General features: G+C 69.4%; 17 protein-coding genes. 8 read left to right on the top strand and 9 right to left on the bottom strand.

From position 1 onward, the window contains the following. Positions 1-102 precede the first annotated feature (102 nt). Positions 103-693 (top strand): hypothetical protein, encoded by a 591-nt coding sequence (locus DXT68_RS15575; protein WP_045252477.1) that lies wholly within the window; start codon positions 103-105, stop codon positions 691-693. A 127-nt stretch (positions 694-820) separates the two neighbouring features. Here DXT68_RS15575 and DXT68_RS15580 read toward each other — a convergent pair whose 3' ends face one another. From DXT68_RS15580 to DXT68_RS15590, 3 genes are all read right to left on the bottom strand, one after another. Next, complete coding sequence (locus DXT68_RS15580; protein WP_162829131.1) at positions 821-2461, bottom strand: HNH endonuclease signature motif containing protein; 1641 nt, start codon at positions 2459-2461, stop codon at positions 821-823. A 327-nt stretch (positions 2462-2788) separates the two neighbouring features. Then, positions 2789-3199 carry an MmcQ/YjbR family DNA-binding protein gene (locus tag DXT68_RS15585; protein WP_045252911.1) on the bottom strand — a complete coding sequence of 137 codons (411 nt, stop codon included), beginning with the start codon at positions 3197-3199 and terminating at the stop codon, positions 2789-2791. Between the two features lie 75 nt (positions 3200-3274). Then, positions 3275-6268 (bottom strand): alpha-mannosidase, encoded by a 2994-nt coding sequence (locus DXT68_RS15590; protein ID WP_045252910.1) that lies wholly within the window; start codon positions 6266-6268, stop codon positions 3275-3277. A 166-nt stretch (positions 6269-6434) separates the two neighbouring features. On the opposite strand from DXT68_RS15590, the gene DXT68_RS15595 reads away from it, so the two are divergent. After that, positions 6435-7460: a LacI family DNA-binding transcriptional regulator gene (locus DXT68_RS15595; RefSeq protein ID WP_045252909.1), complete on the top strand. Its 1026-nt coding sequence runs from the start codon at positions 6435-6437 to the stop codon at positions 7458-7460. Positions 7461-7507: 47 nt separating this feature from the next. On the opposite strand, the gene DXT68_RS15600 is transcribed toward DXT68_RS15595, so the two are convergent. Next, positions 7508-8815: a glycoside hydrolase 5 family protein gene (locus DXT68_RS15600; RefSeq protein WP_045252908.1), complete on the bottom strand. Its 1308-nt coding sequence runs from the start codon at positions 8813-8815 to the stop codon at positions 7508-7510. A 212-nt stretch (positions 8816-9027) separates the two neighbouring features. On the opposite strand from DXT68_RS15600, the gene DXT68_RS15605 reads away from it, so the two are divergent. The 4 genes from DXT68_RS15605 to DXT68_RS15620 are packed head-to-tail and all read left to right on the top strand — an operon-like array spanning position 9028 to position 15454. After that, a complete protein-coding gene (locus DXT68_RS15605; RefSeq protein ID WP_045252907.1) occupies positions 9028-10329 on the top strand; it encodes an ABC transporter substrate-binding protein in 1302 nt (433 codons plus the stop codon). A gap of 42 nt (positions 10330-10371) precedes the next feature. After that, complete coding sequence (locus tag DXT68_RS15610) at positions 10372-11259, top strand: carbohydrate ABC transporter permease (RefSeq protein WP_045252916.1); 888 nt, start codon at positions 10372-10374, stop codon at positions 11257-11259. Continuing rightward, a complete protein-coding gene (locus DXT68_RS15615; RefSeq protein ID WP_082068799.1) occupies positions 11256-12191 on the top strand; it encodes a carbohydrate ABC transporter permease in 936 nt (311 codons plus the stop codon). Before DXT68_RS15610 ends, DXT68_RS15615 begins: the two co-directional genes overlap by 4 nt. Continuing rightward, positions 12188-15454 (top strand): glycoside hydrolase domain-containing protein, encoded by a 3267-nt coding sequence (locus DXT68_RS15620; RefSeq protein WP_045252906.1) that lies wholly within the window; start codon positions 12188-12190, stop codon positions 15452-15454. Before DXT68_RS15615 ends, DXT68_RS15620 begins: the two co-directional genes overlap by 4 nt. Before the next feature lie 87 nt (positions 15455-15541). Here DXT68_RS15620 and DXT68_RS15625 read toward each other — a convergent pair whose 3' ends face one another. The 3 genes from DXT68_RS15625 to DXT68_RS15635 form a co-directional block, all read right to left on the bottom strand. Then, the gene (locus tag DXT68_RS15625) at positions 15542-17176 is read right to left on the bottom strand and encodes a fucose isomerase (protein ID WP_045252905.1); all 1635 of its coding nucleotides are present in this window, start codon (positions 17174-17176) and stop codon (positions 15542-15544) included. Continuing rightward, the gene (locus tag DXT68_RS15630; protein WP_082068798.1) at positions 17173-19845 is read right to left on the bottom strand and encodes a GH116 family glycosyl hydrolase; all 2673 of its coding nucleotides are present in this window, start codon (positions 19843-19845) and stop codon (positions 17173-17175) included. The genes DXT68_RS15625 and DXT68_RS15630 overlap by 4 nt, the downstream gene beginning before the upstream one ends. Positions 19846-20008: 163 nt before the next feature. Continuing rightward, a complete protein-coding gene (locus tag DXT68_RS15635) occupies positions 20009-20995 on the bottom strand; it encodes a LacI family DNA-binding transcriptional regulator (protein ID WP_045252904.1) in 987 nt (328 codons plus the stop codon). A gap of 104 nt (positions 20996-21099) precedes the next feature. Between DXT68_RS15635 and DXT68_RS15640 the strand changes: the two genes are divergently transcribed. After that, the gene (locus DXT68_RS15640) at positions 21100-22233 is read left to right on the top strand and encodes a glycoside hydrolase family 172 protein (RefSeq protein ID WP_045252903.1); all 1134 of its coding nucleotides are present in this window, start codon (positions 21100-21102) and stop codon (positions 22231-22233) included. A gap of 9 nt (positions 22234-22242) precedes the next feature. Continuing rightward, positions 22243-22830, top strand: a complete 588-nt coding sequence (locus tag DXT68_RS15645; RefSeq protein WP_052677599.1) for a DEAD/DEAH box helicase family protein — start codon at positions 22243-22245, stop codon at positions 22828-22830. A gap of 203 nt (positions 22831-23033) precedes the next feature. On the opposite strand, the gene DXT68_RS17025 is transcribed toward DXT68_RS15645, so the two are convergent. Further along, positions 23034-23219 carry a hypothetical protein gene (locus DXT68_RS17025; protein ID WP_045252902.1) on the bottom strand — a complete coding sequence of 62 codons (186 nt, stop codon included), beginning with the start codon at positions 23217-23219 and terminating at the stop codon, positions 23034-23036. Positions 23220-23329: 110 nt separating this feature from the next. Further along, positions 23330-24250 carry a glycoside hydrolase family 183 protein gene (locus DXT68_RS15650; RefSeq protein ID WP_208856508.1) on the bottom strand — a complete coding sequence of 307 codons (921 nt, stop codon included), beginning with the start codon at positions 24248-24250 and terminating at the stop codon, positions 23330-23332. Positions 24251-24252: the final 2 nt, after the last annotated feature.

A 24252-nucleotide genomic window follows, 5' to 3' on the forward strand; every position in this document is an offset into this window, starting at 1 on the left:
GGCCAGGGAGCCCCTTCGGGCGCTCGCCACTCTACCTGAGGGGCCTGGGCGGACCGCCGAGGCGTACCGGCATCCCTCAGCCTCACCCTCTAGCGTGGGGTCATGCGACTGACTGCCGACGCCGACTCCCGGCTGTGGATCCCCGTCACGGACTCGCTCGGCTGGCGAGGCCGTCGGCACCGCAAGGCCGCGATCCGCATGCTGCTCGGGCAGGCGAACGCGGCACTCGGGGTCACCGAACGCCCCGGTTCGCGTCTCGGCGCCTGGGCGATGAGCCAGGCGGCTCCGCTGCTGATGCGTCGTGCGGCCGGCCGCGTGCTGGTGTGGACATGGAAGGCCGACCCTGAGCTCGTCGTCGCGATGGCGACGGTGCAGACTCTGACGCCGGAGGTGCGCATCGCTCGTGCGTCGATGCCGATGGACTACGACGACACCGTCTCGTTCTCGAACCGATGGCTGGGGGTGGGCGAGAAGCTCGTGGTGCCGATGCCGCCGTCGCCGGCGACTCCCCCGTTCGTGACGTACACGTGGGAGACGGCGACGCACCTGGTGACGCTGACGGCGGTGTGCAGCGACCGCGAGCGCTTCGGGACCCTCGACGGCGCCCTCGACGAGCTGGCGGGCAGCATCCGCGTGGCCGATGAGCTGACCGGGGGCGAGTCGCCCGACGTCCTGCGGCTCGGGCCGGCCTGAGCGCGGTCGATCCCGGCCTGAGCGCGTGAACGTGCCCGATCCCGGTCGCGTGAACGTGCACGATCCCGGTCGCGTGAACGTGCACGATCCCGGTCGCGTGAACGTGCCCGGCCCCCGTCGGTCGCACTCAGACCCGTAGCAGGGCGCCGCGAACACGCGCCTTCCTCGGCAGACTGAGTCGTGGGGTGCGCCAGCGTTGTGCGGGATCCCACCACGCAGGTCCCTGCACCTGCGGGCGACCGTCTTTCATGCGGATCTCCCAGCCCGAGGCACCCAGGCTTCGGTGATGCCACCAGCACAACGGCACACCGTTGTCCGTATGCGTGGGCCCACCCCGGGCATGCTCGATCACGTGATGGATCTCGCACCATGACGCCGGAACGTGGCATCCCGGGATCAGACACTCCCTGTCGCGGGCGACGATCGCCCGTCGTTGATGAACCGTGAACACGCGATCCGTGGTCGTGAGGCCGATGATGCGCCCCTCGTCCATCAACACCCGTTGGATCGCTCCGGTGCAGCCGGCCTGCGCGGCGATGGAGATCGGGACGTGGGCGCCGGATCCCGGGATCGTCGCCCATCCGCCGTTATCGGCCGCTGCCGACGCGGTGTTCCCGAACTCGGCGCCTTCGCCCTGACCAGCGTGTGAGGCGAGGTCTGTGGCATCGACGGTGACGACCAGAACCGGCGACGATCCGCCGAGGGTGGGCATGTCATTGTGGCGGGCAGCGATCGCGATGACCATCGCCACCGCGTCGTGGCGTTTCTGCGCGGCAGTGCGACCGTCGATCACGCACCGCGGATCCGAATTGAACGGGTCCTCGCCGCCTGCACGTGCACCTGCACCCACGTCTGCGCCTGCGCCCGCGCCCGCGCCTGCGCCTGCGTCAGCGCCCGACTCCGCGTCCGCCCCAGCGTCGTCACCCGCGTCTACGACAGAGCCGTCGCTGGGCGCGAAGTGCACGCCGGGCATCGGGGGCCCGTCGCCTTTGGGGTTGAGGATCGCGTCCATGATGAGCTGGAACTGCGCCGCCACGTCCGGGGTCAGATACCCGCGAATCGCGTGCACGCCGTCATGCAGCCGACCGATCGTGATTCCGCGACGACGACACGCCTCCTCGTCTTTCGGCTCCTCCCCATCCGGATCGAACATCGAGGCGAGGTCCTCCGCGAGCGCCTTCAGATCCTGCGCCGTCGGCGACGGACCAGGCTCATCCGCACCCGGATCATCCGCACCAGGCTCATCCGCACCCGGATCGTCATCATCGGCGTCGATCTCGAGACCGTGCCCGCGCGCGCACCCCGCCAACGCGACGTCCGCCGCCAATCGCTGATCGATCGTGAGCCGATCCCACACTTTCTCGATCGGCCCCGTCGCCGCAAGGAACCCGCCCACCCCGACCACCCCGTCGAGCAACGCGAGCCGCATCTCCGACCAGCGCGCAGGCATCCTCTCGCCTGCCAGACTCTCCGGACGCCGCACCAGATCGACGGCCCTGTCGACCCGGCTGGCGCCCCGCACATCGACCAGGAGCGTCCGCTGCAGCAGCTCGTTGAGCCCCCGACAGCCCGCCGAGTGCGGGAAGTCCCCCAGATCGGCCGTTGCGACGGTCTCGACGATCACCGCCTCGGCCCGCCGGAACACCGCCCCCGCACCCTGCAGAACAGCCACCCGCTGCGCGTCGGTCAGCGCCGCCAGCGCATCGTCGGACAGCACCGTATCGAGGTCGGCGATGACCCGATCCAGAAGCTCCTTGGTGCTGTCCATACCCATGAGTCAACCCGGGACCACCGACATTCGAGGCCCGCGAACGCTCTCATTTAGCCCAGATCAGATGCGTATTCCAATGTCCCGGAATGGCACGACACGGGCCCTGCGGCGGTCGCCGCGACCCAGCCGGGACCCAGCACCCAAGACCAGCACCAGCACCAGCACCAGCACCAGCACCAGCGCTCAAACCAGGACTCAGGACTCAGGACTCAGGACTCAGACCCCAGGGCTCAGGACTCCGGCCCCCACGACGCAAAACTCAGCCCCACCCCACCCCACGACGCAAAGCCCAGAACCCAACACCCAGCACTCAGACCCCAGGACTCAGTCCAGCCCGCGCTCCGCGAGCCACTGCTTCGCGACGAGCACAGGCGCGCGCACGAGCCACGCATCCGCGATGATCTCGGCGAGCCGGTCCTTCTCGACGATGTCGAGCTGCACGAGCAGCCCCGGGTATCCGTCGAAATGCGGAATGGAGAACAGACCGTCGGGCTCGGCGGCGAGCAGCGCGGCCTTCTCTTCGAGGCTCCCCACCCGCACCCCGAGCACCGGGCCCTCGGGCCACTCGAGTCCGAGGTCGGCGAGCTGGCGGAGATCGACCTTGCTGGGACCGCGGATCCACGCGATCTGGCCGCTCGGCAGGCGCCATGACGGCTCTCCCGTGTGACCGCCGACGCGTTCGGTCACACCCGGGAGCGCGAGGGCGATCTCGCGCACATCGTCGAGGGTGACCATTCGCCTATCGTCCTCCCGCACAGCGGCGACCACAATGGCCCGCGTCGACAGTTCGCGATGCGGCAGAGCGCGGGCTCAGCGCACGATGCGCAGCGTCCGCACCTCGAACGGCCGCAGGCGCAGCTCTCCGCCGACGCGCGCATCGTCGAGCGCGTCTTCGATCAACGACACCTCGCGGATCTCCCGGTGCTCGAAGTCGGCAGACAGCGAGCCCGCCGCGCGCCGACCGAGCGCCTCGTACAGTCGCACGATCACGTCGCCCGAGCCGTCGTCGGCGAGCTTCACGCCCGAGACGACGATGCCCTGGCCCTGCACCGAGATCAGCGGCTCGACCTCGTGCGCACCGCGTACGATCGCCGCCGGGCTGTTCATCGTGATGCCCTCGGCGGTCGCGATCTCGGCATCCGCGCCGATCACGAAGCCGATCTCGATCTCGTGCGGTCCGTGATCGGTGTCGGGGTCGGGGAAGCGCGGTGCGCGAAGCAGCGAGAGACGCACGGTGGTCGTCACCGCGTCGTCGGACACCTCGCGCGAGGTGTCGTAGCCGTAGATCGAGTCGTTCACGAGGGCGACGCCGAAGTCCTGCTCGCGCACCAGCACGAACCGGTGCATCGAGGTCTCGAACTTCGCCGCCTCCCAGCTGGTGTTCGTGTGCGTGACCCGCGACTGGTACCCGAACTGCGTCTCGGCCTCGGTGTGCGTGGCCTGGATGTCGAGCGGGAACGCGAGCTTGAGCAGCTTCTCGGTCTCGTGCCAGTCGATCACGTTGCGCAGCACCACCGTGCGCGAGCCCGGGGCGAGGATGATCGTCTGCTCGACGGTCGACTCCGAGAAGGCGCGCGTGACGACGACGGTGGCGACGCCGTCGATGACGGATGCCGTGATCGACGCGACCCCGGTGAGGTCGTCGACGCTGTTGCGGTAGTACTTGTCGATGTCCCACGCATCCCACATGTTCGGGAAGTCCTGGTGCAGCTGGAACAGGTTCGCCGCGCGCCCGTCCGCCACGGCCTCGCACCCCGAAGCCTTGTCGACGGCCGAGACGATGAGGCCCTCGGCGGAGATCAGCACGGAGACCAGGTCGTTCTCGAGGCGCCAGCCGTCGCCCTCCTCGGCGAGCGCGACATCGGGCTCGGAGCGGGCCTCGAGGAACGCGGCGCCGAGCGCCCGGCCCTCTCCGACGGAGCTCGGCACGAACCGCAGCTCGCGGTCTCCGTCTCCGGCGAGCGAGCGACGGGCGGAGCCGGCGATCGTCTGCGCCTCGTCGATCACCCGGGACAGCACCTCGGAGGCCTCGCGATGCACCCACGCGATGGAGGTGCCGGGAAGGATGTCGTGGAACTCGTGCAGCAGCACGGTCTCCCACAGGCGGTCGATCTGCGCGGTCGGATACTCGGCACCGGTGCGCACGGCATCGGTCGCCGCCCACAGCTCGGCCTCGACCAGCGCCTGCTCCGCCCAGCGATGCAGGGCCTTGGTGGCGTGCTGGCTGGTGAGGGTTCCACGATGCAGCTCGAGATACAGCTCGCCGACCCACACCGCGGGGTTCGGGATCTCGGCACGCGCGGCCTCGAAGAAGGTGTCGGGGTGCTCCCACACGACCTGCGCACTGCCCTCGAGGTTCTGCAGGCGCTGCGCCTTTCCGGTCATCTCGCGCGTCGTGCCCCCGCCTCCGTCGCCCCAGCCGACCGGCGCGATCGACCGTGACGACACCCGGTTCTCCTTGAACTGGCGGGAGGCCTTGGCGACCTCCATGCCGCTCAGCTGCGAGTTGTAGGTGTCCATCGACGGGAAGTGCGTGAACACCTGCGAGCCGTCGATGCCCTCCCAGAGGAAGCTGTGGTGGGGGAAGACGTTCTGCTGGTTCCACGAGATCTTCTGCGTGAAGAACCACTCGAATCCGGCACGACGCATCAGCTGCGGCAGTGCGGGCGAGTAGCCGAAGCTGTCAGGCAGCCAGACGCCCTTGGAGCGGATGCCGAACTCGCGCTCGAAGAAGCGCTGACCGTACGAGAACTGCCGCACGAGAGATTCTCCCGAGGGCATCACGGTGTCGGATTCGACCCACATGCCACCCAGGGGCAGAAAACGCCCCTCGGCCACGGCGGCCTTGACGCGCGCGTAGACCTCGGGCCGGTGCTCCTTGAGCCACGCGTACTGCTGCGCGCTGGACATGCCGTAGAGGAACTCCGGCTGCTCCTCGATCAGGGTCGTCATCGACGAGGTCGTGCGTGCGACCTTGCGGATCGTCTCGCGCACCGGCCACAGCCACGCGGAGTCGATGTGGGCGTGGCCGACGGTGGAGATGCGGTGCGCGCTCGCCTCGGCCGGTGCCGCGAGGGCGGGGGCGAGACGGGCCCTGGCGTCGGATGCGGTCTCGACGATGCGCTGCAGATCGAGCACGTCGAGCGCGTCATCCATCGCCTGCAGGATGCGCATGCGCCGCGGCGACGTCGCGGGCAGCTCGGCCTGCAGCTCGAACAGCACCTCGAGATCGAGCGACAGCTCGAACACCTCGGTCTCGAAGACGGCGAGGTCGAGGCGTCGCAGTCGGTACAGCGGCTGCGGCGAGGAGGTGCGGATGTCGCCCTCCTGCGTCGGCAGGAAGGGGTGGTAGTCGAGGAGCACGGGGTTCGCGGCCGCCTCCAGGTACAGCTCGACGGGCTCGTCGCCGTGCGCGGTCTGCGCGATGGGGATCCACTGATTGCGCGGGTTGATGCTCTTCACCGGCGACCCGTCGGGGCGATAGGCGAGTGCCTCGCACTGGAAGCCCGGCATGTTGATGTCGAACCCGAGGTCGATCACGGCCTCGACCCGGCGGCCGGCCCATTCCGCGGGCACCTGCCCCGAGATCCGGAACCAGGTGGTCGACCAGGCCGGTCCCCACATGCTCGGCACCGATGTCTCGGTGTACTCGAGCGCGAGCCCGTCGGCGGGGCTGATCGGTTCGCCGGGCAGCTCGACGCTCTCGACCGTGAGAGGCACGGAGGCGGAGTGGACGGCCGGGCGGATGCGCTCCGCGAGGACGCGCGAGACGCGACCGACGGTGAGCGAGGTGTCGTCATGCATGGTGGGTGTTCTCCGGGCTCGACGGTGAGTGGGGGCTCGATGCGCGCCCGATCAGAGGCGGCTGCCGACCATGCTATCCGATTTACTAAAACGATCTAGTGCGGATCGGTCCGAGCATCCGTCAGCGCCTTCGTGGCGGCTAAACCGATCAAGTAGTGTGAGGCGCATGGCTCTGGGCAAACGCGTCACCATCGCCGACATCGCGCGCATGGCGGGGGTCTCCCCCGGGGCCGTGTCGTTCGCGCTGAACGGCCGCCCCGGAGTGAGCGACGAGACGCGCCAGCGCATCCTCACGATCGTCGCGGAGAACCACTGGCAGCCGAGCTCGGCGGCCAGAGCGCTCGTGGGCGCCAGGGCGAACACCGTCGGCTTCGCGCTGGCGCGCCCTGCCCGCTCGCTCGGGTCCGAGGCGTTCTTCACCGACCTGATCGCCGGCATCGAATCCCGCCTGTCACAGAGCAAGGTCAGCCTGCAGCTGCGCCTCGTCGGCGACATCGCCGAGGAGATGGAGGTGCATCGCCAGTGGCGGTCGTCGAACCAGGTCGACGGCATCATCCTCATCGACCCTCGTGACGACGATCCGCGCAGCGACAGGATCGCCGCACTCGATGCGCGTGCGGTGCTGATCGGCTCGAAGCCGTCTCCCGAAGGAGCCGTGCCCAGCGTCTGGATCGCCGACGACGAGGTGGCCGAGACGCTGTTCTCCTACCTCGCCGCCCTCGGGCACACCCGGATCACGTACGTCGCGGGCCCCGCCGACCTCGAGCACACCCGACTGCGCGCCGAGGTGCTCGAGGCGATGTCCGCCGACGGCATCGTCGGCGAGGTGATCACCACCGACTTCTCGCCGGCGCGCGCCTCGGCCGTCACGCGCACGCTGCTCTCGGGGCGGCAGCGGCCGACCGCGATCGTCTACGACAACGACGTGATGGCGGTCGCAGGGCTCCGGGTGGCGCAGGAGATGGGGCGCGTCGTCCCGCGGGACGTCTCGCTGGCGTCGTTCGACGACTCGGTCATCGCCGGACTCATCAACCCCTCCATCACGGCGATGACCCGCGACACCTTCGAACTCGGCGAGCAGGCGGCCACCCTGCTGCTGCAGCAGATCGAGGCGGAGACCGCCCTGCCCAGCACGCAGGGACCGACTCCGACCCTCAGCGCCCGCGAGAGCACCGCCCCGCCCGCCTCCTGAGCTCGACGCGACCCCGGGGGCGGCGGATCCGCGATCCGCGATCCGTGTCAGCCGACGACCGTGTTGACCGAGCCGTAGGGATCGACGGAGTCGCCCGACAGGTCGGGTCGGATGAGGGTGCGGATGCCGCGGGACTCGAGCACGGCAGGATCGAGGGCCTCGAGCGAGGTGACGAAGGCGGGATCGATGCCGCGCGCGCAGGCGTCCACCCACGCCTGGAAGACGGCGCCGCCCGGACTGAGGGCCGCACGGCTGACCGGCACCTCGTGCGGGTCGACCTCGACCACGATCGCCGTGTCCCGCACGGGCACCGCGGCCCGTGCCCGCAGCTCCGGGATCAGCTCGGCGAAGCGGCGTCCGATCGGCTTGGCCTCGCCGTGCTGATCGATGAGGCCGAGCGAGTACTCCAGCTCGGGAAAGTCCGCCAGCTCCCGGCTCACATCGTGCGAGCACCACCACGTCACACCCCAGAGGTTCTCGGTGCGCACCGCGGAGCGCAGCGTGGCCTCGAGGAACCCCGGCATCTCGCTCTCGTCGAGGCAGTTCGAGGGAGCGCCGACCTCCTGCAGCCAGACCGGCCGCTGCCGGTCGGTGGCGAAGGCGCGGGACAGCTCGATCAGGTACTCGGCGTGACGATCGGAGGCGACGGATCGACCGCCGTAGCGCTGGGCGGTGCCGTTGAAGATCCAGGAGTGGATCGTCGTCATCTCGCCCAGCCGCGAGGCGTGCGCGGGGGTGAAACCATGCCCGTCCATGTACCAGACCGCGTCGTACTCGCTGTGCACATGCCCCGCACCGGGCGCAGCCTCCTCGGCGGCGGCGAGCAGCGTCTCGATCCAGGCGCCGGCCTCGTCGGTCGTGACCGGCCACGGCGAGGGATGGGTGTGCGCCGAGAACTGGTTGACCTCGTTGCCGAGCGTCAGCCCCAGGAAGTTCGGCGCCTCGCTCAGCGCGCCGGCGAGAGCACGCACGAGCGAGACCTGTCCGTCGAGCGCGGTCGGGTCGGTGAACATGTTGCGGTCATGCCAGGTGAACAGCCACGACGGCACGAAGTCGAAGCTCGACAGATGACCCTGGATCACGTCGACGCTCGCGTCCAGGCCGAATTCCGCAGCGATGTCGACCATCGCGCGCACGTCGTCGACGGCCTTCTCGCGAATAAGGGTGCGGTTGGGCTGCAGCACCGTCCAGAGCGGGAAGACGCGGACGTGATCGAGCCCGAGCTCCGCCAGGGCGGCGAAGTCGCGGCGCACGTCGTCGGGGGTGAAGTCCAGCCAGGAGTGCATCCAGTCCTTCGACGGCGTGTAGTTCGCCCCGAATCTCAGGGGAGCATCGAGAGCGCGGCGCTGCGTCATGTGTCCGGACCTTTCCGACGGAGCCCTCCGACGAGGACATGTCGCACCACTATAACGCTTGAGCAACGAGCGGACACGGCGCACCCCGCACCCCCGGGGCGTGCCGGAGCCGCCGCCTTGACAGGGCGGTCATCCGATGGTTTCATCTGCTAAAGCGCTGCAGTCCATGATCTCGGACCTGCGGCCATCGCCCGCCTCGAGGAAGAAGCACGATGAAAGTTCCCGCACGCATTGTCGCTCTGGCAACATTCACGATCGGCGCCATGGCTCTCGCCGGCTGCACCGGAGGAGGCACCCCCACCGGCGCCTCCGGCCCCATCGACACCTCCGGCGAGCTGAGCGGAACGATCCAGTTCCAGACCTGGTCGCTGAAGAACGAGAAGTTCACGCCCTACTTCGAAGACCTCATCGACGCGTTCGAGAAGGAGCACCCCGACGTCACGGTCGAGTGGCTCGACCAGCCGGGCGACGGGTACCAGGAGAAGATCCTCAGCCAGGCGAACGCCGACACGCTGCCCGACGTGCTGAACCTGCCGCCGGACATCGCCTATCCGCTGGTCGCCGCCGGCAAGCTGGTCGACCTCGAGACGGCCGATCCCGACCTGAAGTCCTCGTACAACACCGGGGCGTGGGACGCCTACAGCCAGTACCCCGGCATGGACGGCACCTACGGTCTGCCCTGGTACCTGTCCAGCGATGCGTCGTGGTGGAACCTCGCCCAGCTCGCGCCGTTCGGTGTGACCGAGGCGAACCTGCCCACCACGGTCGACGAGCTGCTCGTCCTCGCCGAGGACGTCGCCGACCAGTCCGGCGGCAAGGTGCAGCTGCTCTCGTCGATCCCCGCGCTCGACACCTTCACCTCCGCGGGCATGGAGGTCATCAATGACGAGGGCGAGTTCGACTTCAACACCGACGAGGCCGCCGCGATCATCCAGAAGTTCGCCGACGCGTACGCCGCGGGAGCGATGCCCGCCGAGGCCCTCACCGGCGACTACGGCGGAAACGCCGAGGCGTACATCCAGGAGAAGGTCGCGTTCACGACCGGAGGCACCGGCTTCACCACCGATCTCGCGAAGGACGCCCCGGCGCTGCTGGAGAACACCGTCGCCACCCAGCGCCTCGGCATCGCACCGCTGTATGTGCAGGGACTGAACGTGTCGGCCGGCTCCGACAACAAGGAGGCCGCCCTCGCGTTCGCCGAGTTCGCGACCAGTGAGGAGAACCAGATCGCGTTCTCGTCACTCGCCGTCGGAACCGCGCCCGGCACCTCGGACGGCGGCGACGCCGTGGTCGAGAACATCTCGTCGTCGATCACCGACGAGAAGCAGCTCGCCGCCATCGACACGGTGTTCACCGCGATGCAGGACGCCAAGGCGATCCCGTTCCAGTGGACCTCCGACATGGCCACCTACATGACGCAGCAGATCGCCCTCGCGGTCAACGGCGAGGCCGACCCGAAGGGTCAGCTCGACAAGATCGTCGAGTACGCCAACGCGAACCGGGTGGATCAGTAAGCCATGAGCGCGGACACCGCCATCCGGACCCGTCGGACGAGCATGCGATCGCACAGGTGGTTCACCCCCTGGCTCCTCCTCGGCCCCGCCGTCGTCTGGGTGCTGGTGTTCGCGCTCTGGCCGTTCCTCAACACCGTCTTCCTCAGCTTCACCGACGCCAAGCCTCTGCGCACCCCCGAATTCGTCGGCGGGGCGAACTACGAGCGGATGTTCGGCGACGAGATGTTCTGGAACGCCCTCACCACGTGCATCATCTACGTGGTGGTGTGCGTGCCGCTGCTCACGATCCTCCCGCTGCTGCTGGCCATGCTCGTGCAGAAGAAGCTGCCGGGCATCGCGTTCTTCCGCACCACGTTCTACTTCCCCGTCATCGCCTCGGTCGTCGTGGTCGCGCTGATCTGGACGTGGCTGTTCGACAGCCGCGGCATCATCAACCAGACGCTGGAGTTCCTCGGCGTCATCGACCGCCCGATGGCCTTCCTGGTGGACCGGTGGCTGCTGCTGGGCTGCGCGATCCTGCTGACCGTCTGGAAGGGACTCGGCTACTACATGGTCGTGTACCTCGCCGCCCTCGGGAACGTCGGCAAGGAGCTGCACGAGGCCGCCATGCTCGACGGTGCCGGCGCGTTCCGCCGCTTCCTCTCGGTGACGATCCCCTCGGTGCGCGGCGCGATGCTGCTCATCGCGGTGCTCATCTCGGTGTCGGCGATGAGGGTCTTCGCCGAGCTCGACGTGCTCTCCAAGGGCACCGGCGGCCCCGGCGGGTACGACCTCTCCCTGGTGATGCTGATCCGCCAGGTCGGATCGGGGCTGAACGGCAACATCGGCTACGCCTCCGCGATCAGCGTCGCCCTCTTCCTGCTCACCCTGCTGCCGATGGCCGCGATCGCGTTCATGAACCGCGAGAAGAAGGCGAAGGTCTCCGCATGAGCACGCTCACCCCTCCCCGCCTCGACGGCGAGCAGCGCCCGGACGATCGGATGCCGGCCGCCCCGCGTGAGCGGATCTTCCGCCGCCGCGGCTCCGGCGACTTCAGCGCGCCGACGCTCGGGGGACTGATCGGGCGCTACGCCCTGCTGCTGCTTGTGCTGGTGCTGGTCATCGGCCCGTTCGTGTGGCAGCTCTCGACCTCGTTCAAGGGACCCCAGGAGAACATCTACTCCTTTCCCCCCGACCTGATCCCGCGCGATCCGACCCTGCAGAACTACCTCACGGTCGCCGACGTCGTGCCCGTGTACCTCTACGCCTGGCACTCGCTGCTGGTGTCGATCGGCACCGTCGTGAGCAACGTCGTGCTGGCCACCTTCGCCGGCTACGCCCTCGGATGCATGAAGTTCCGCGGCAAGTGGATCGTCATGGCCATCCTGCTCTCCACCCTGCTGTTCCCCGGCGAGGTCACGGTGACGAGCAACTTCCTCACGATCAGGGCGCTCGGTCTCGCCGACACCCTGTGGGGCGTCTTCCTGCCCGGCGCGATCGGCGCGATGAACGTCCTGCTCGTCGCCACCGCCTGCCGGATGATCCCCAAGGACGTGCTGGATGCCGCGACGGTCGACGGCGCCACGACCTGGCAGCGCATCCGTCACATCGTGTGGCCGAACATCCGCGGCATGGTCTCGGTCGTCGCGATCTTCGCCTTCATCGGCGCCTGGGACGACTACCTCTGGCCGCTCATCGTGCTCTCCGACCCGTCGAAGTACACGCTGACGGTCGGCATGGCGTACCTCAACAGCAGCTTCTCGGTGGATCCGCGCCTGATCGCGGCGGGCACGATGATCGCGCTCGTGCCGATCATCATCATGTTCTCGTTCACGCAGCGCTTCTTCTTCCGTGGCGTGCAGGAGGGCGCGGTGAAGGGGTGAGCAGTGTGCGCCTGACCCCGGCCGACGGCCCGCTCGGTCCCCCGTCGTCGAGGCCCCGATCCGGGGTCCTGCGCGGTCAGGTCTTCGCATTCTCGTTCGATCCGTCGGCCGGGGAGCAGCGCGTGGACGTGCCGGGGTTCGACGATGTGCCGGTCACCCCCGACACGGTGCTGCACTGGGCGTTCTACGCCGACGGCGACGCGGCGACGCTCGCCCCTCATGCGGCTCTGGCCGTGACGGTGGATGCGCGAGCGGTCGACGGGACGAGACTGAGCGACGTCGCCGCCGTGCGCGACCGGTACGACGTCCCCCTCACTCCGGAGGCGCAGTTCGCGGCGCGCTGGAGCATGCCCGAGCAGTGGAACGCCGACACGGTGAGCCTCGCTCCGATGCATGCGGATCCGACGCGCCGCACCTCGGTCGCCGTCGAGCTGGTGCTCGGCACCGGGTCGCTGGCGGGCTCGAGCGGGCTCCCCGCGCAGGTCACGGGCTTCGTGCAGTGCGTCATCGCCGAGCAGCCCGCCATCGACGAGGCCCTCCCTCCGGTCGAGCGCGTCGACACGCGACGCGGCAGCCACTCCGGACCCCGATTCTCGCGGGGGAACACCATCCCTGCGGTCGCCCTTCCGCACGGGTTCACGTTCGTCACCCCGGCCACCGACGCCTCCGACACCCGCTGGCCCTACCGCCCCGGCATCCACGACGACCCGCCAGGACGGCGTCTCGAGGCCCTGCAGTTCTCGCACCAGCCGAGTCCGTGGATCGGCGACCGCTCGGTGCTGCAGCTGATGCCGTTCGACGGCCGGCCGACGTCCGAGCGCGCGGCGCGCCGCCGGTGGATCACCCCCGGCACAGAGCGCGCACGCCCCCATGAGTACGCCGTCGAACTCGGAGGCGGGCTCCGGGCGGAGATGACCGCGACCTCGCACACCGCCGCATTCCGCGTGCACAGCACCGACACCGGCACCGGCACCGACACCGACGCGGGAGCGATCGTCGGGTTCGTGATCGATCAGCCCACCGACGAGGGACGCCTGGTGTGGACCGACGACGGCTTCGCCGGCTGGACGCCGGAGGGTCCCGAGGACTGGGGCAACGCTCCCCGCTGCTACTTCGCCGGCACCGTGCGGCGACGCGAGGGGGACGATGCGGCTGATCTGCACGGCGCCCTCGACGACGACGGCAGGGCCCGGGTCGCCGGGTACGTCGGCGGACACGGCTCCCTCGAGGTGCGCGTGGCGGTGTCGTTCCTCTCGGTGGAGCAGGCCAGACGCAGCCTCGACCTCGAGGCACCCGCAGACGTCACCTACGACGAGCTTCGGGCGACCGCCGCGGCGTCGTGGAACCGCGTGCTGGGACGCGTCACGATCCCACCTCTGCCCGCGGCGCACGCTCCCCACCGCCGACTGGCCCACGAGGAGAACCGCGACCGCCTCGCCGCCGCTCTGCACCGGATGCATCTGTACCCGAACACCGCCGCCGAGAACACCGGAACGGCGGATGCGCCCGCCTGGCGGTTCGCCGACGTGTTCGCCGCGCGGGAGCCGTTCGGCGAGCGCGAGACGAGCGCGCCGATCGTCGACGGCGAACTCGTCGTGAACAACGGCTACTGGGACACCTATCGCACCGAATGGCCTGCGCTGGCTCTGCTCGATCCCGCACTGACCGGCCGGCTGCTCGACGGCCAGCTCGCGCAGTACCGACGGGGAGGATGGATGGCGCGTTGGAGCGCTCCGGCATACGTCGACAGCATGGTGGGCACGTCGAGCGACCAGATCTTCGCGGACGCCGCGCGCTGGGGCGTCGATTTCGATCGGCGCGAGGCGTTCGAGAGCGGATGGCGCAACGCGTGCGAGCCCGGCCCCGATGCGCTGCGCGGCCGCAAGGGCATCGGGCGGGGCCGCTTCACCGGCTACATCTCGTCGGACGTCCCCGAGGGCATGAGCTGGACGATCGAGAACGCGGTGAGCGACGCCGCCCTCGGCCGGTTCGCCGCGCAGCTCGCGTCCGACCCCCTCGCCTCGCCGACGGATGCCGCGCGCTACCGCGCCTTCGCCCGCTACTTCGCGAACCGTGCACTGTCGTATCGCTCGCTGTTCGACCCCGAGACCCGGTTCTTCCGCGGCCGCGATGACCGCGGATCGTTCTCCTCCGAGCCCTTCGACCCGCGCGTCTGGGGCGGCGACAACGTCGAGACGAACGCCTGGGGGATGTCGGTCGGAGCCGTGCACGACGGGGCGGGGCTCGCCGCACTCCACGGCGGCCCGGCGGACTTCGGCCGTCACCTCGACGCCCTTTTCGCCGAGCCGGAGACCGCAGACGAACGGTTCGGCGGGTCGTACGGCACCGTGATCCATGAACAGCGCGAGGCCAGGGCGCTGCGCTCGGGCATGTGCGCGATCTCGAATCAGCCCGCCCACCACATCCCGTTCATGTACGCGTACAGCGACCGGCCGTGGCGCGCGGCAGCGATCGTGCACGAGCTCGCCGGTCGGCTGTTCGCGGGCGCTCACATCGGCCAGGGATTCCCCGGCGACGAGGACAACGGCGAGATGAGCGCCTGGTGGCTCTGGGCGGCGCTCGGACTGTACCCGCTGGAGCTCGCCTCGGGGTTGCTGCGGATCGGCTCGCCGCTGCTCGACGACATCCGCGTGGATCGTGCGGACGGTTCGTCGCTGCGCATCCGGTCGCACCGCACCGGCTCGAACGCGCACGTGCTGCGGCGCGCGCGGCTCGACGGCGTCGACCTGCCGACCGCCGACCTGCCGATCGACGCCGTCGCAGGCGCCCGTGATCTCGACCTCGACTTCGGCGGCGACCCCTCCGACGCCCTCGAGAGGGGCGATCGCCCTCCGGAAGGCATCTCGGCCCGGCGCCACGACCTGACGGCCGACGGCATACACGTGATCGCCTCCCCGGGCGTCGTCGAGGCGGGGCGTCTGTTCGACGACGGAGATCCGAGCGGTTCGGGGGGCGTCGCCCTGGCGGCCGGCGACTGGGTGGGATGCCGTTTCGCCGAGCCGCGTGCCGTCTCCGACGTCACCGTGACGATGGTCACCGCCGTCGCGTCATCGCGCCTGCGGTGGCAGGTCATCGGCGCCGACGGGCGCTGGACCGCTCTGGCGACCGGGTACGAGGCGGAACTCCCGAGCGACCGCACCACGCCGTTCGAGCTCGAGTCACGCGTCGTGACCTCGGGGATCCGGCTCCGGGCGGATGTCGAGGTCACGATCCGACAGCTCGAGGTCTTCGACCTCGGGTGACGGCGCCGACCTCGCCCGGCGGAGAGACAAGGGGGGCGGATGCCGTTCGCATCCGCCCCCCTTCGCCTGCCCTCCCGGGTCACCCGATCAGAGGTTCACGTCTCCGACCAGGTTGACCTTGATGCCCATGCCGGCGAACATCGCCGCCTTCGCCACGAGCGCCCGGTCGGCGGTCTCGGCGTCGGGGGCGTACACGGTCTGCGCGTGGTTGGCCTTGTGGCGGGCCATGAACTGGTCGCGCGAGACGCCGTGCAGCACGACGTGGGCGATCGGCCACTCCGGGTTGGTCGCGTCCTTGCGTCGCTGCGTCTCCTCGGCGGGAAGCTCGACGACCGAGGCGCGGAAGATGTCGGCCTGCAGGATGCCGTCGGCGATGAACACCCTCGACAGCACGAGCTCGCCCGGCTTCGAGACGCCGTTGATGGTGGCGCCGCCCGCGGGGAAGAACACGTGCCCCTGGCGCCATCCCTCGGCGTTCTGCCATCCGCCCAGGTGCGAGGCGGGCACCGAGCCCGAGATCTCGTACACCCAGACGAACTGCCCGTCGAAGTCCTCACCCCAGCGCACGTCGTGCAGCGTGTTGTCGGGCACCAGCCCCATGGCCCGCCAGACGCGGTCGGTGACGAGCGCGTCGACCGCGACGCCCTCGTCGGCCTCGTTGAAGTGCGGGAACGCACGGCCCTCGTGCAGCACCCGCGAGCCGTCGCGGGAGGTCACCGGCGGACGCTCGGTGGAATTGAGGATGCCTTCGGCGAGATCCGATGCCGGCACCAGGTCCTTCAGACCCTGCTGGTACTGGATGCCGACCGCGTCGAGTCCGAAGTCATCGGCGATCCGCAGAGCGGCGATGTACATCTTCAGCTGCCACTGCACCTGCTCGCGGGTGAGCTCGGTCGCGGCATCCTCGCCGTAGATGAACGTCATGCCCGCGTCGATCAGCCAGTCGTAGGCGGCATCCGCCTCGTCCTCGGTGACGTTCAGCATCTCGGCGTACAGGGCCGACTGCGACAGCCGCTCCTTGTAGATGCCGGTCCTGTTGAGCAGCTCGTCGTCGAAGATGGCGTTGTACATGCCCATGCAGCCCTCGTCGAACACGCCGATGATGGCCTTCTCGGCCAGCAGCTCGGCGGCGAGCGCCTCACCCAGCTGCTTCTCGGGGCTGTCGGGCAGCTCGGGCAGCGGGCGCACGTGCGAGGCGTCGTGCGTGATCGATCCGGTCTCCGTCCACTCGCGGATGCCGTCGCGGAACCAGTCGTCGGTGAAGTCGACCGACCAGATCGACGCGTACGGCTTGCCCATCTTCGTCAGTCCGGCGTTGAGCCCGAGCAGACCGACGAGACCCGGCCAGTCCCCGGCGAAGTTCGCGACCGTGAGGATCGGCCCCTCGTGCGTGCGCAGGCCCGCGAGCACGTGGTGCGAGTACTGCCACACCGCCTCGGCGACGATCAGCGGAGCATCCGTCGGGATGTTCTTGAACACCTCGAGGCCCATCCGCTGGCTCGAGATGAAGCCGTGCCCGGTCTCGGGGTCGACGTCATTGGCGCGGATGATCGTCCAGCCGAGATCTTCGAAGACGCCGGTGACGCCCGCCTCGAGCTCGACCTGCACGGGCCAGCCGCCGGTGTTGGCGGCCTCGCGCAGGTCGCCGGAGGCGATCAGGTACGCGGTTCTCGGCGCGGATGCGGGTCGGGATGCCGGTGCCGGCAGGGTGTAGGTGGTCATGATGCCTCTCCGCTTCTGGTGGTGCTGGTCGTGCTGGGTGTGGTGCTGGTGGTGGGTGTGGTGCTGGTCGTGGGTGTGGTGCTGGTCGTGGGTGTGGTGGGTCTGGCGCCGGTCGATCGACCGGTCCGCACGCGGTCGAGGGGGAACGCCCGCGTCTCACCCGCTCGGAGCCGGATGTCGTGGGCGAGGCTGCGATCACGCAGCCGCAGCTCGGTCGCCTCGAGCGTGCCGCCGTCGAGATGCAGAGTGAGCGTCTCGTCGTCGATCTCGACCCGCCCCCATCCGGTGCCCGTGGTGAACAGGCTGCCGAAGCGCCCTGCGCCGGCCGGGGCGAACGAGAGGATGCCGGTCGGGGCGTCCCACTGCGCTCCGCTCGCGCCGAGCAGCAGCGCCCAGGAGGCGAGCGATCGCGCGTAGTGGTTGCCGCACTCGATCTCGTTCCAGGGGCTGCGGTGCGCGCCGTCGTAGCGGGCGCGCAGCGCGTGCTCGATGCGGAGCGCGTCGTCGACGCGTCCGGCGAACAGGAGGGAGGCGGCGACCTGGTGCTCCACGCCCGTCCACACTTCGTCGGAGTACACGAACGGGATGACGGGCCGACCGCCCCGCGGCCACGAGGCGAGCAGGAGTCCGCCCTCGTCGTTCAGGGCGTAGACGCGCTGCGTGCTCTCATGGGCCGAGAGATCGTCACGGAAGTTGTGGGTGACGATCGCCGCGAGCGCCGAGTCCACCCGCTCCGGGGGCAGGATGCTCCCGAGTCCGTTCACGTACGCGTGGAACTGGCCGAGCAGCTGGTCGGACAGCACGCCGTCGCCGTACTGGTAGCGATGGGCGTCGGGGTCGGCGATGACCTGACGGTAGTACTCGCCGTTCCAGAGCGTCTCGTCCATCGCCGCGGCGACGTGGTCTGCGCGCGCGTCCCACGCGGTCGCGCGCTGCTCCTCGCCGAGGCGTCGGGCCATTCGCGCACCGGCGCGCAAGGCGGCGAGGTACACGCCGTTGGCGAGGGGTTCCGCGCCGTGGAACTCGATGTCGTAGGTGTTGTGCATCTCGCCGTCGAGAAGTCCGTCGCCGTCGCGGTCCCACTCGCGGATCGCGTAGTCGAGGGTGCGTGCGGCCGCGGGCCACAGCTCGCGGAGGAAGGCGTCGTCGCCACTGAACCTCCACTCGCGGTGCAGACGCAGGAGCGTTCCCAGCTGCCCGTCGACGGCCGGGCCCATGAACCAGGATGGGCCTCCGAAAATGCGGTTGCCGCGGAACTTCTGGGCGCCGGCCTCGTCGGTCTCGAGCAGGTACTCCGCGCGGCGCGCGCTGCGCTCGAGCGAGGGGAACAGCCAGGCGAGCGTCTGCGCATACGACCAGACGTGCGTGCAGGTGCCCTCGCAGGATCCGCCGTGGTCGAACGACCCCTCCCATGCGGCGAACACCGGGCCCTCGCCCAGGTCGGGGTGGGGGGACTCCAGCACGAAGCCGGTGGTCGATCGCGCCGCGGCGATGTTCGCTCCGATCGCGTCGGCGAGCACGGGGTCGAGCGTGCCGCCGTAGAGCGCCTCGACGAAGGCATCCGTCGCGCCCTCCAACGCCTCGAGGTTCTCGTGCAGATGCGTGGCCGCGGCCCAGGCGTCCGCCCAGAGCGAGGCGTAGTGGTTGCGCACGACGTCGTCGCCCGGCGGATCCGCGAACACGATGTGCCCGTGCCATCCGCGACGTCGGTTCGGAAAGCTCCAGGAGAGCACGAACTCGAAGTCGCGGCTCTCGCCCGGGTCGAGCGTGTGCACGATGCCCAGCGATCCGGTGCGCAGGCGCGGCAGCTTCGCGAGCATCTCGGCCTCGGTCAGGGGCGGGGCGTCGGGATCGGCATCGAGCTCGGCGAACAGTCCACGCGGACGATCCTCGAGGGTGAGACGCGGCTCGGGTGCGAGCTGTCCGTCGGCGGCGAGATCGTCCCAGAACAGTCGGGCGCCGTCGGGCCAGTAGCTGGTCACCCACTGCGGCTTCACGGTCGTCGAGGGGTCGGAGGTGGTGAGGCTGAGCGTGCCGTATCCGGGGTCGGATGAGGGAAGATCGATGCCGAAATCGAGCCCTCGCACGTCGCCCTCGTCGCGCCAGCGCACGTTCTGCGTCGCACGCATGCCCCATGGCGCATCCGGCCCGGGGACTCCGCGTCCGGCCGTGTGCGACACGCTGCCGACGACCGTCACCGCGACGCGGGCCGCGCCGGGGTTGGTGACGCGGTACCGCAGCACGGCGGCGGGTATGCCGGAGGCATCGGCGTCGAGCGGCACCAGCGGGGTGAAGGCGTGCAGCGACACGTCGACCGGCAGCACCGCATCCCCGAAGTCCACGTCGACGATCGGGTACTCGCCGTGCAGGGTGGCGCCGTCGAGCCGCGGGAGCCCGGCCAGCTGGTCGAAGGCGTAGCCGGCATCGGCGTCGTGGCGCCCGGTGATCCGCGCCTCCAGGACGCGCGTGACGGCGGGGCCGTCGTCGGGGGCGGCGTGGATCGCGAAGAACGAGTGCGGGTTGCGCCGACCCTTGTCGGGAAGGTTCTCGAGTTCCCAGTCGCGCAGCTCGCCGCGGGCGCCGATCGAGACGTTGCCGGTGCCGATGCCGCCGAGCGGAAAGGCGGTCGCCTGCGAGGTGTGCGGGATGCCGGCGGCGCGACCGGTCATGCGGACGCTCCGGTCTCGGCCCAGGGGGCCCCGGGGGTGCGGCGCATGGCGTCCTCCTTGAAACCTGTGCTCGTGATTCAGAAATCTCCCGCAACTGTACGCGAAATCGATTTCAGGGCGCAAGGCGGTATGGGGACATCACCGTGATCGCGGGTGCTGCGGCTCAGGCCCTGACGGCGCTGGCGGGCTGGATCTCGTTGCGCAGCACGACGGTGCGGGAGGGCTGCGTGTCTCCGCCGATGCGGTCGAGCAGCATGCGCGCCGCCGTCACGCCCATGTGCCGAGCGGGCAGGCGGACCACCGTGACCGCGGTCGGCGAGAGGGTCGTGAAGGGCAGCGAGCCGATCACCGCGACACCGACCTCGGGCGGGGTGAGGCCCCGCTCGGTCAGCACCTGGATCGCGCCGACGCCGATGAGGTTGTTGCCGGCGACCACGGCATCCGGCGGCTCGGCGAGCGCGAGCAGCTCCTCCATCGCCGCGCGCCCTCCGTCGACCCGGAAGGTGGCGAAGCGCTCCAGCTCGTCGAGATCGAGCTCGGGACGTGCCGACCCCATGGCCGCACGCCAGCCGGCGGCGCGCTCGGCCGCCGTGTCGATATGCTCGGGACCGCCGATATAGGCGATGCGCCGGTACCCGGCGCCGAGCAGGTCCTTCGCCGCCGACGCGCCTGCGGCCCGGTTGGCCATGACGACGCCGTCGACGTCATAGGTCGTGCTGCGGTCGACCGCCACGACGGGGCGACCGGTCGCCAGGATGCTGTCGAGGTTCGAGGTCTCGTCGGCGGTCGCGATGATGATGCCGGACATGTGCTCGGCGATCGCGATCCGCAGGTACGTGGCCTCCTTCTCGACCTGGGCATCGGAGTTGCACAGCACCACCGAGTACCCGGCCTCTGACGCGACGTCCTCGACCCCGCGAGCCATCTCGGTGAAGTACGGGTTCTCGATGTCGGGGATCACGAGGGCGATGACCTCGGAGCTCTGCCTCCGCAGGGTGCGTGCGGTGCGGTTCGGCGTGAAGTTCAGCGTCGCGGCAGCGGCTCGCACGGCGGCGACCTTGTCCTCCGAGACGCTCGTGCCGTTGAACACGCGCGACACTGTGGCGGGAGAGACCTTCGCCAGCTCCGCGACGTCGTAGATGGTGGCCATTCGAACCTCACTGCTTCGTCCGGCTGCACCGGATGTGATGCAACAGTATCGCGCACGCATCCGATCTCTGGCGTTCTCCCGTGAAATCGATTACATTGGCGCCCATGACTTCTGCTCCCTCCGATCTCGCGACCCTCGCAACGCTGCGACACGTGCAGACCCGCTCCATCTCCCCTGAGAACTTCGACGGATCCGCTGGGGGCGGGGGCCGGGCGACCGAGGGCACGGGCGCTTCCTGCGCCCGCGACCTCGGCCCCGGCTGGAAGATCTCCCCCAGCGTCGACGTCAAGGCGGGCGAGACCTTCGACCTCGCGAACATCGAGGGCGCGGGCAAGATCACCCACATCTGGATCACGACCCACACCGACAACTGGCGCACCCTGCTGCTGCGCGCCTACTGGGACGGCGCCGACGAGCCGGCGGTCGAGGTGCCGTACGGCGACTTCTTCTGCAACGGCTGGGGCGTGTTCGCCCAGGTGAACTCGCAGACGATCGCCGCGAACCCGCACGGCGGCTTCAACTCCTACTGGCCGATGCCCTTCCGCGACGGCGCACGCCTCACGATCGAGAACACCTCGACGCTCGACGTGCGCATCTACTTCCAGGTAACGTACGAGATCGGCGGCGACCACTCGAACGACGCCTACTTCCACGCGCAGTGGCGCCGGTCGAATCCGCTCGAGGACCGCACCCCGCACGTGATCCTCGAGGGCATCGAGGGGCAGGGCCAGTACGTCGGCACCTACATCGCCTGGGGTGTGAACTCCAACGGATGGTGGGGCGAGGGCGAGATCAAGTTCTACCTCGACGACGACACCGACTACCCGACGATCGCCGGAACCGGCACCGAGGACTACTTCGGCGGCGCCTGGAACTTCGACATCCCGGGGAAGGGCTACACCGAGTTCTCGACCCCGTACCTCGGCATGCCACAGGTCATCAGGCCCGACGGGCTGTACGTGAGCCAGCAGCGGTTCGGCATGTACCGCTGGCACCTGCTCGATCCGATCCACTTCGCCACAGGCATCCCCAAGGTCGACATCCAGGCGCTCGGATGGCGCAGCGGATGGCGCTACCTGCCCCTGCGCGACGACATCGCCTCGACGGCGCTGTTCTATCTCGACCGGCCGACCGCGCGTCGGCCGAAGACGCCGTCGGCCGACGACCTGGAGGTGCACCTAGGTACGGCCCCGGTGCCCGACATCGGCGCCACCCCGCCGCGCGCCCCACAGGACTAGGGCGGCCGCGTGCTCTTCTCCGTGACGGGTGCGAGCGCTGCCGGAAAGTCGACGGTGCTCGCGCACCTCGAGCACGTCGCGTGGGGCGTCCCGATCCGACTCGTGGAGTTCGACTCTGTGGGCGTCCCCGCCGGAGCCGACACGGCATGGCGACACGGTGCGGTAGAGCGCTGGGTCGCCGATGCCCTTCAGCACGAGAAGCGCGGCGTTCACACCGTGCTGTGCGGCCAGGTTCCGATGGGCGAACTCCTCGCCGCACCGTCGGCGGACCGACTCACCGGCATCGCCGTCTGTCTCCTGCACTGCTCGCCGGAGGAGCGGACATCGCGCCTGCTTAGCCGCGGCGAGCATCCCGACGCGATCGTGCACCACAACCGCTTCGGCGAGTGGTTCCTGGCGCACACTCTCGACCCCCGGCATGCCCCCGAGGTCATCACGGTTCGCAGCGAGACCTCCATGCAGTGGCCCCGGTGGAGGGATCTCGAGGCCGGCGACCCCGCGTGGAAGGCGGAGATCATCGATACGGATGCGATGAGCCCCCGCGAGGTGGCCCTGGCCGTCGAGGCGTGGATCCGACAAGGACTCGCACCGGCCTGACGACGTCGCTGACTTCGAAGGGCAGATCGGTATGGCCCTTGGACAGTCCAGCGTGGTCTCATCCCGAGCGGACGTCGAGGCCTGGGTGAGAAGAACGCGGGCGCAAGTCCGGATCCGTCTCGCGCGGGCAAAGCGCGATCGGAACTGACTCGACGGGCTCTTTTTCCTTGACCTGTCAGTGACGCGATCTGCCTTCCGACAGATCAGATGATGATCGCAGTTGATCTGTCGGTCAGCCTCCAGGGGACGGAGTATTCTGCGTACTTCGCTCCCTGGGGGACGATTCCGAAGAGCTCTCCGGCGTAGTTCTCCGCTTCGTCTTCGGTGTCGAAGACCCCAAGGACGCTCATTGTTTCTTCATCATCGAACACAATCCATACAGAGCGCATACCGATCATTCTGCATTGAAACAGATGCCGCCATCGCGGTCCAGGCAGGCCGAAGGATCGACGGAAAAAGGTTCTCGGGGGCCGCGGCACGCCTCCCGGCACCCCAAATCCTAGACGAGCCCCTGCACGCGGAACTGCTCGGAGTGGTACACGCTGTTGTCGGCGGTCTTCCACTGGCTGACGCTGAGGTGCAGATCCGACAGCGTCGACCCGGGGATGATGTACCCGCCGTACAGCTGCGCCACGTGCGAGGCGTCTTCCTGCCCCCACTCGCTGCCGTACAGCAGCGTCGTCTTGGTGGCGGTGTACAGGTTGTCGGTCGGGGTGTTCAGCACCATCGCGTCGATCCGGTACGCCGGGGCGTTGAACCAGGTGAGGATCCACTTGCCGCCGAGCGGTCGCAGGCACATCTCGCCGAACCCGCCGGAGAGCACCTCCGTGACCGGCTTGCCCCATCCCCACGAGCCGTTCGCGAAACCCCACGGCTGGTATGCCGAGAGCGTCGTCATGTTGGTCGACGACACCCGGTAGAGCACGATGCCCTTGTCGCGCTGGAACCCGGTGCCGTAGATGTACACGTAGCCGTCGCTGCCCAGACCCCAGGTGATGCACTGGAACTTGCCGCCGGCCATGTCGGCGGGGAACTGCAGCCCGGTGTGCTGCCAGGTGGCACCGTTGTCGTCCGACTTCCACAGTTCCGTCCAGCGGACGGCGCCGAACTGCGGCCCGTTCACGATCGCATGCAGGTACATGCGCGATCCGATCGTGATCACGTCCGAGGGGATCACCGTGGTGAAGTACGCATCGTGCGGGTAGTACCAGAGCTGGGGAGCGGTGCCCTGGGTGTTCGCGCCCGCCCCGGCGGCACCGTCGAACGTCACCCCGGCGTTGAGATTCGTGGTCGACGAGTACAGCGCGACCGGCGAGCGCCAGTTCGCACCTCCCACGCCGTCGGCCCAGGTGTCGCCGAACATGAACAGCATCCGCCCATCGGGAGTGCGGGCAGGGATGCCGAGGTCGGTCGCCCCGATTC

Origin of the sequence: Microbacterium foliorum (assembly GCF_003367705.1) — a bacterium.
GTDB lineage: Bacteria > Actinomycetota > Actinomycetes > Actinomycetales > Microbacteriaceae > Microbacterium > Microbacterium foliorum.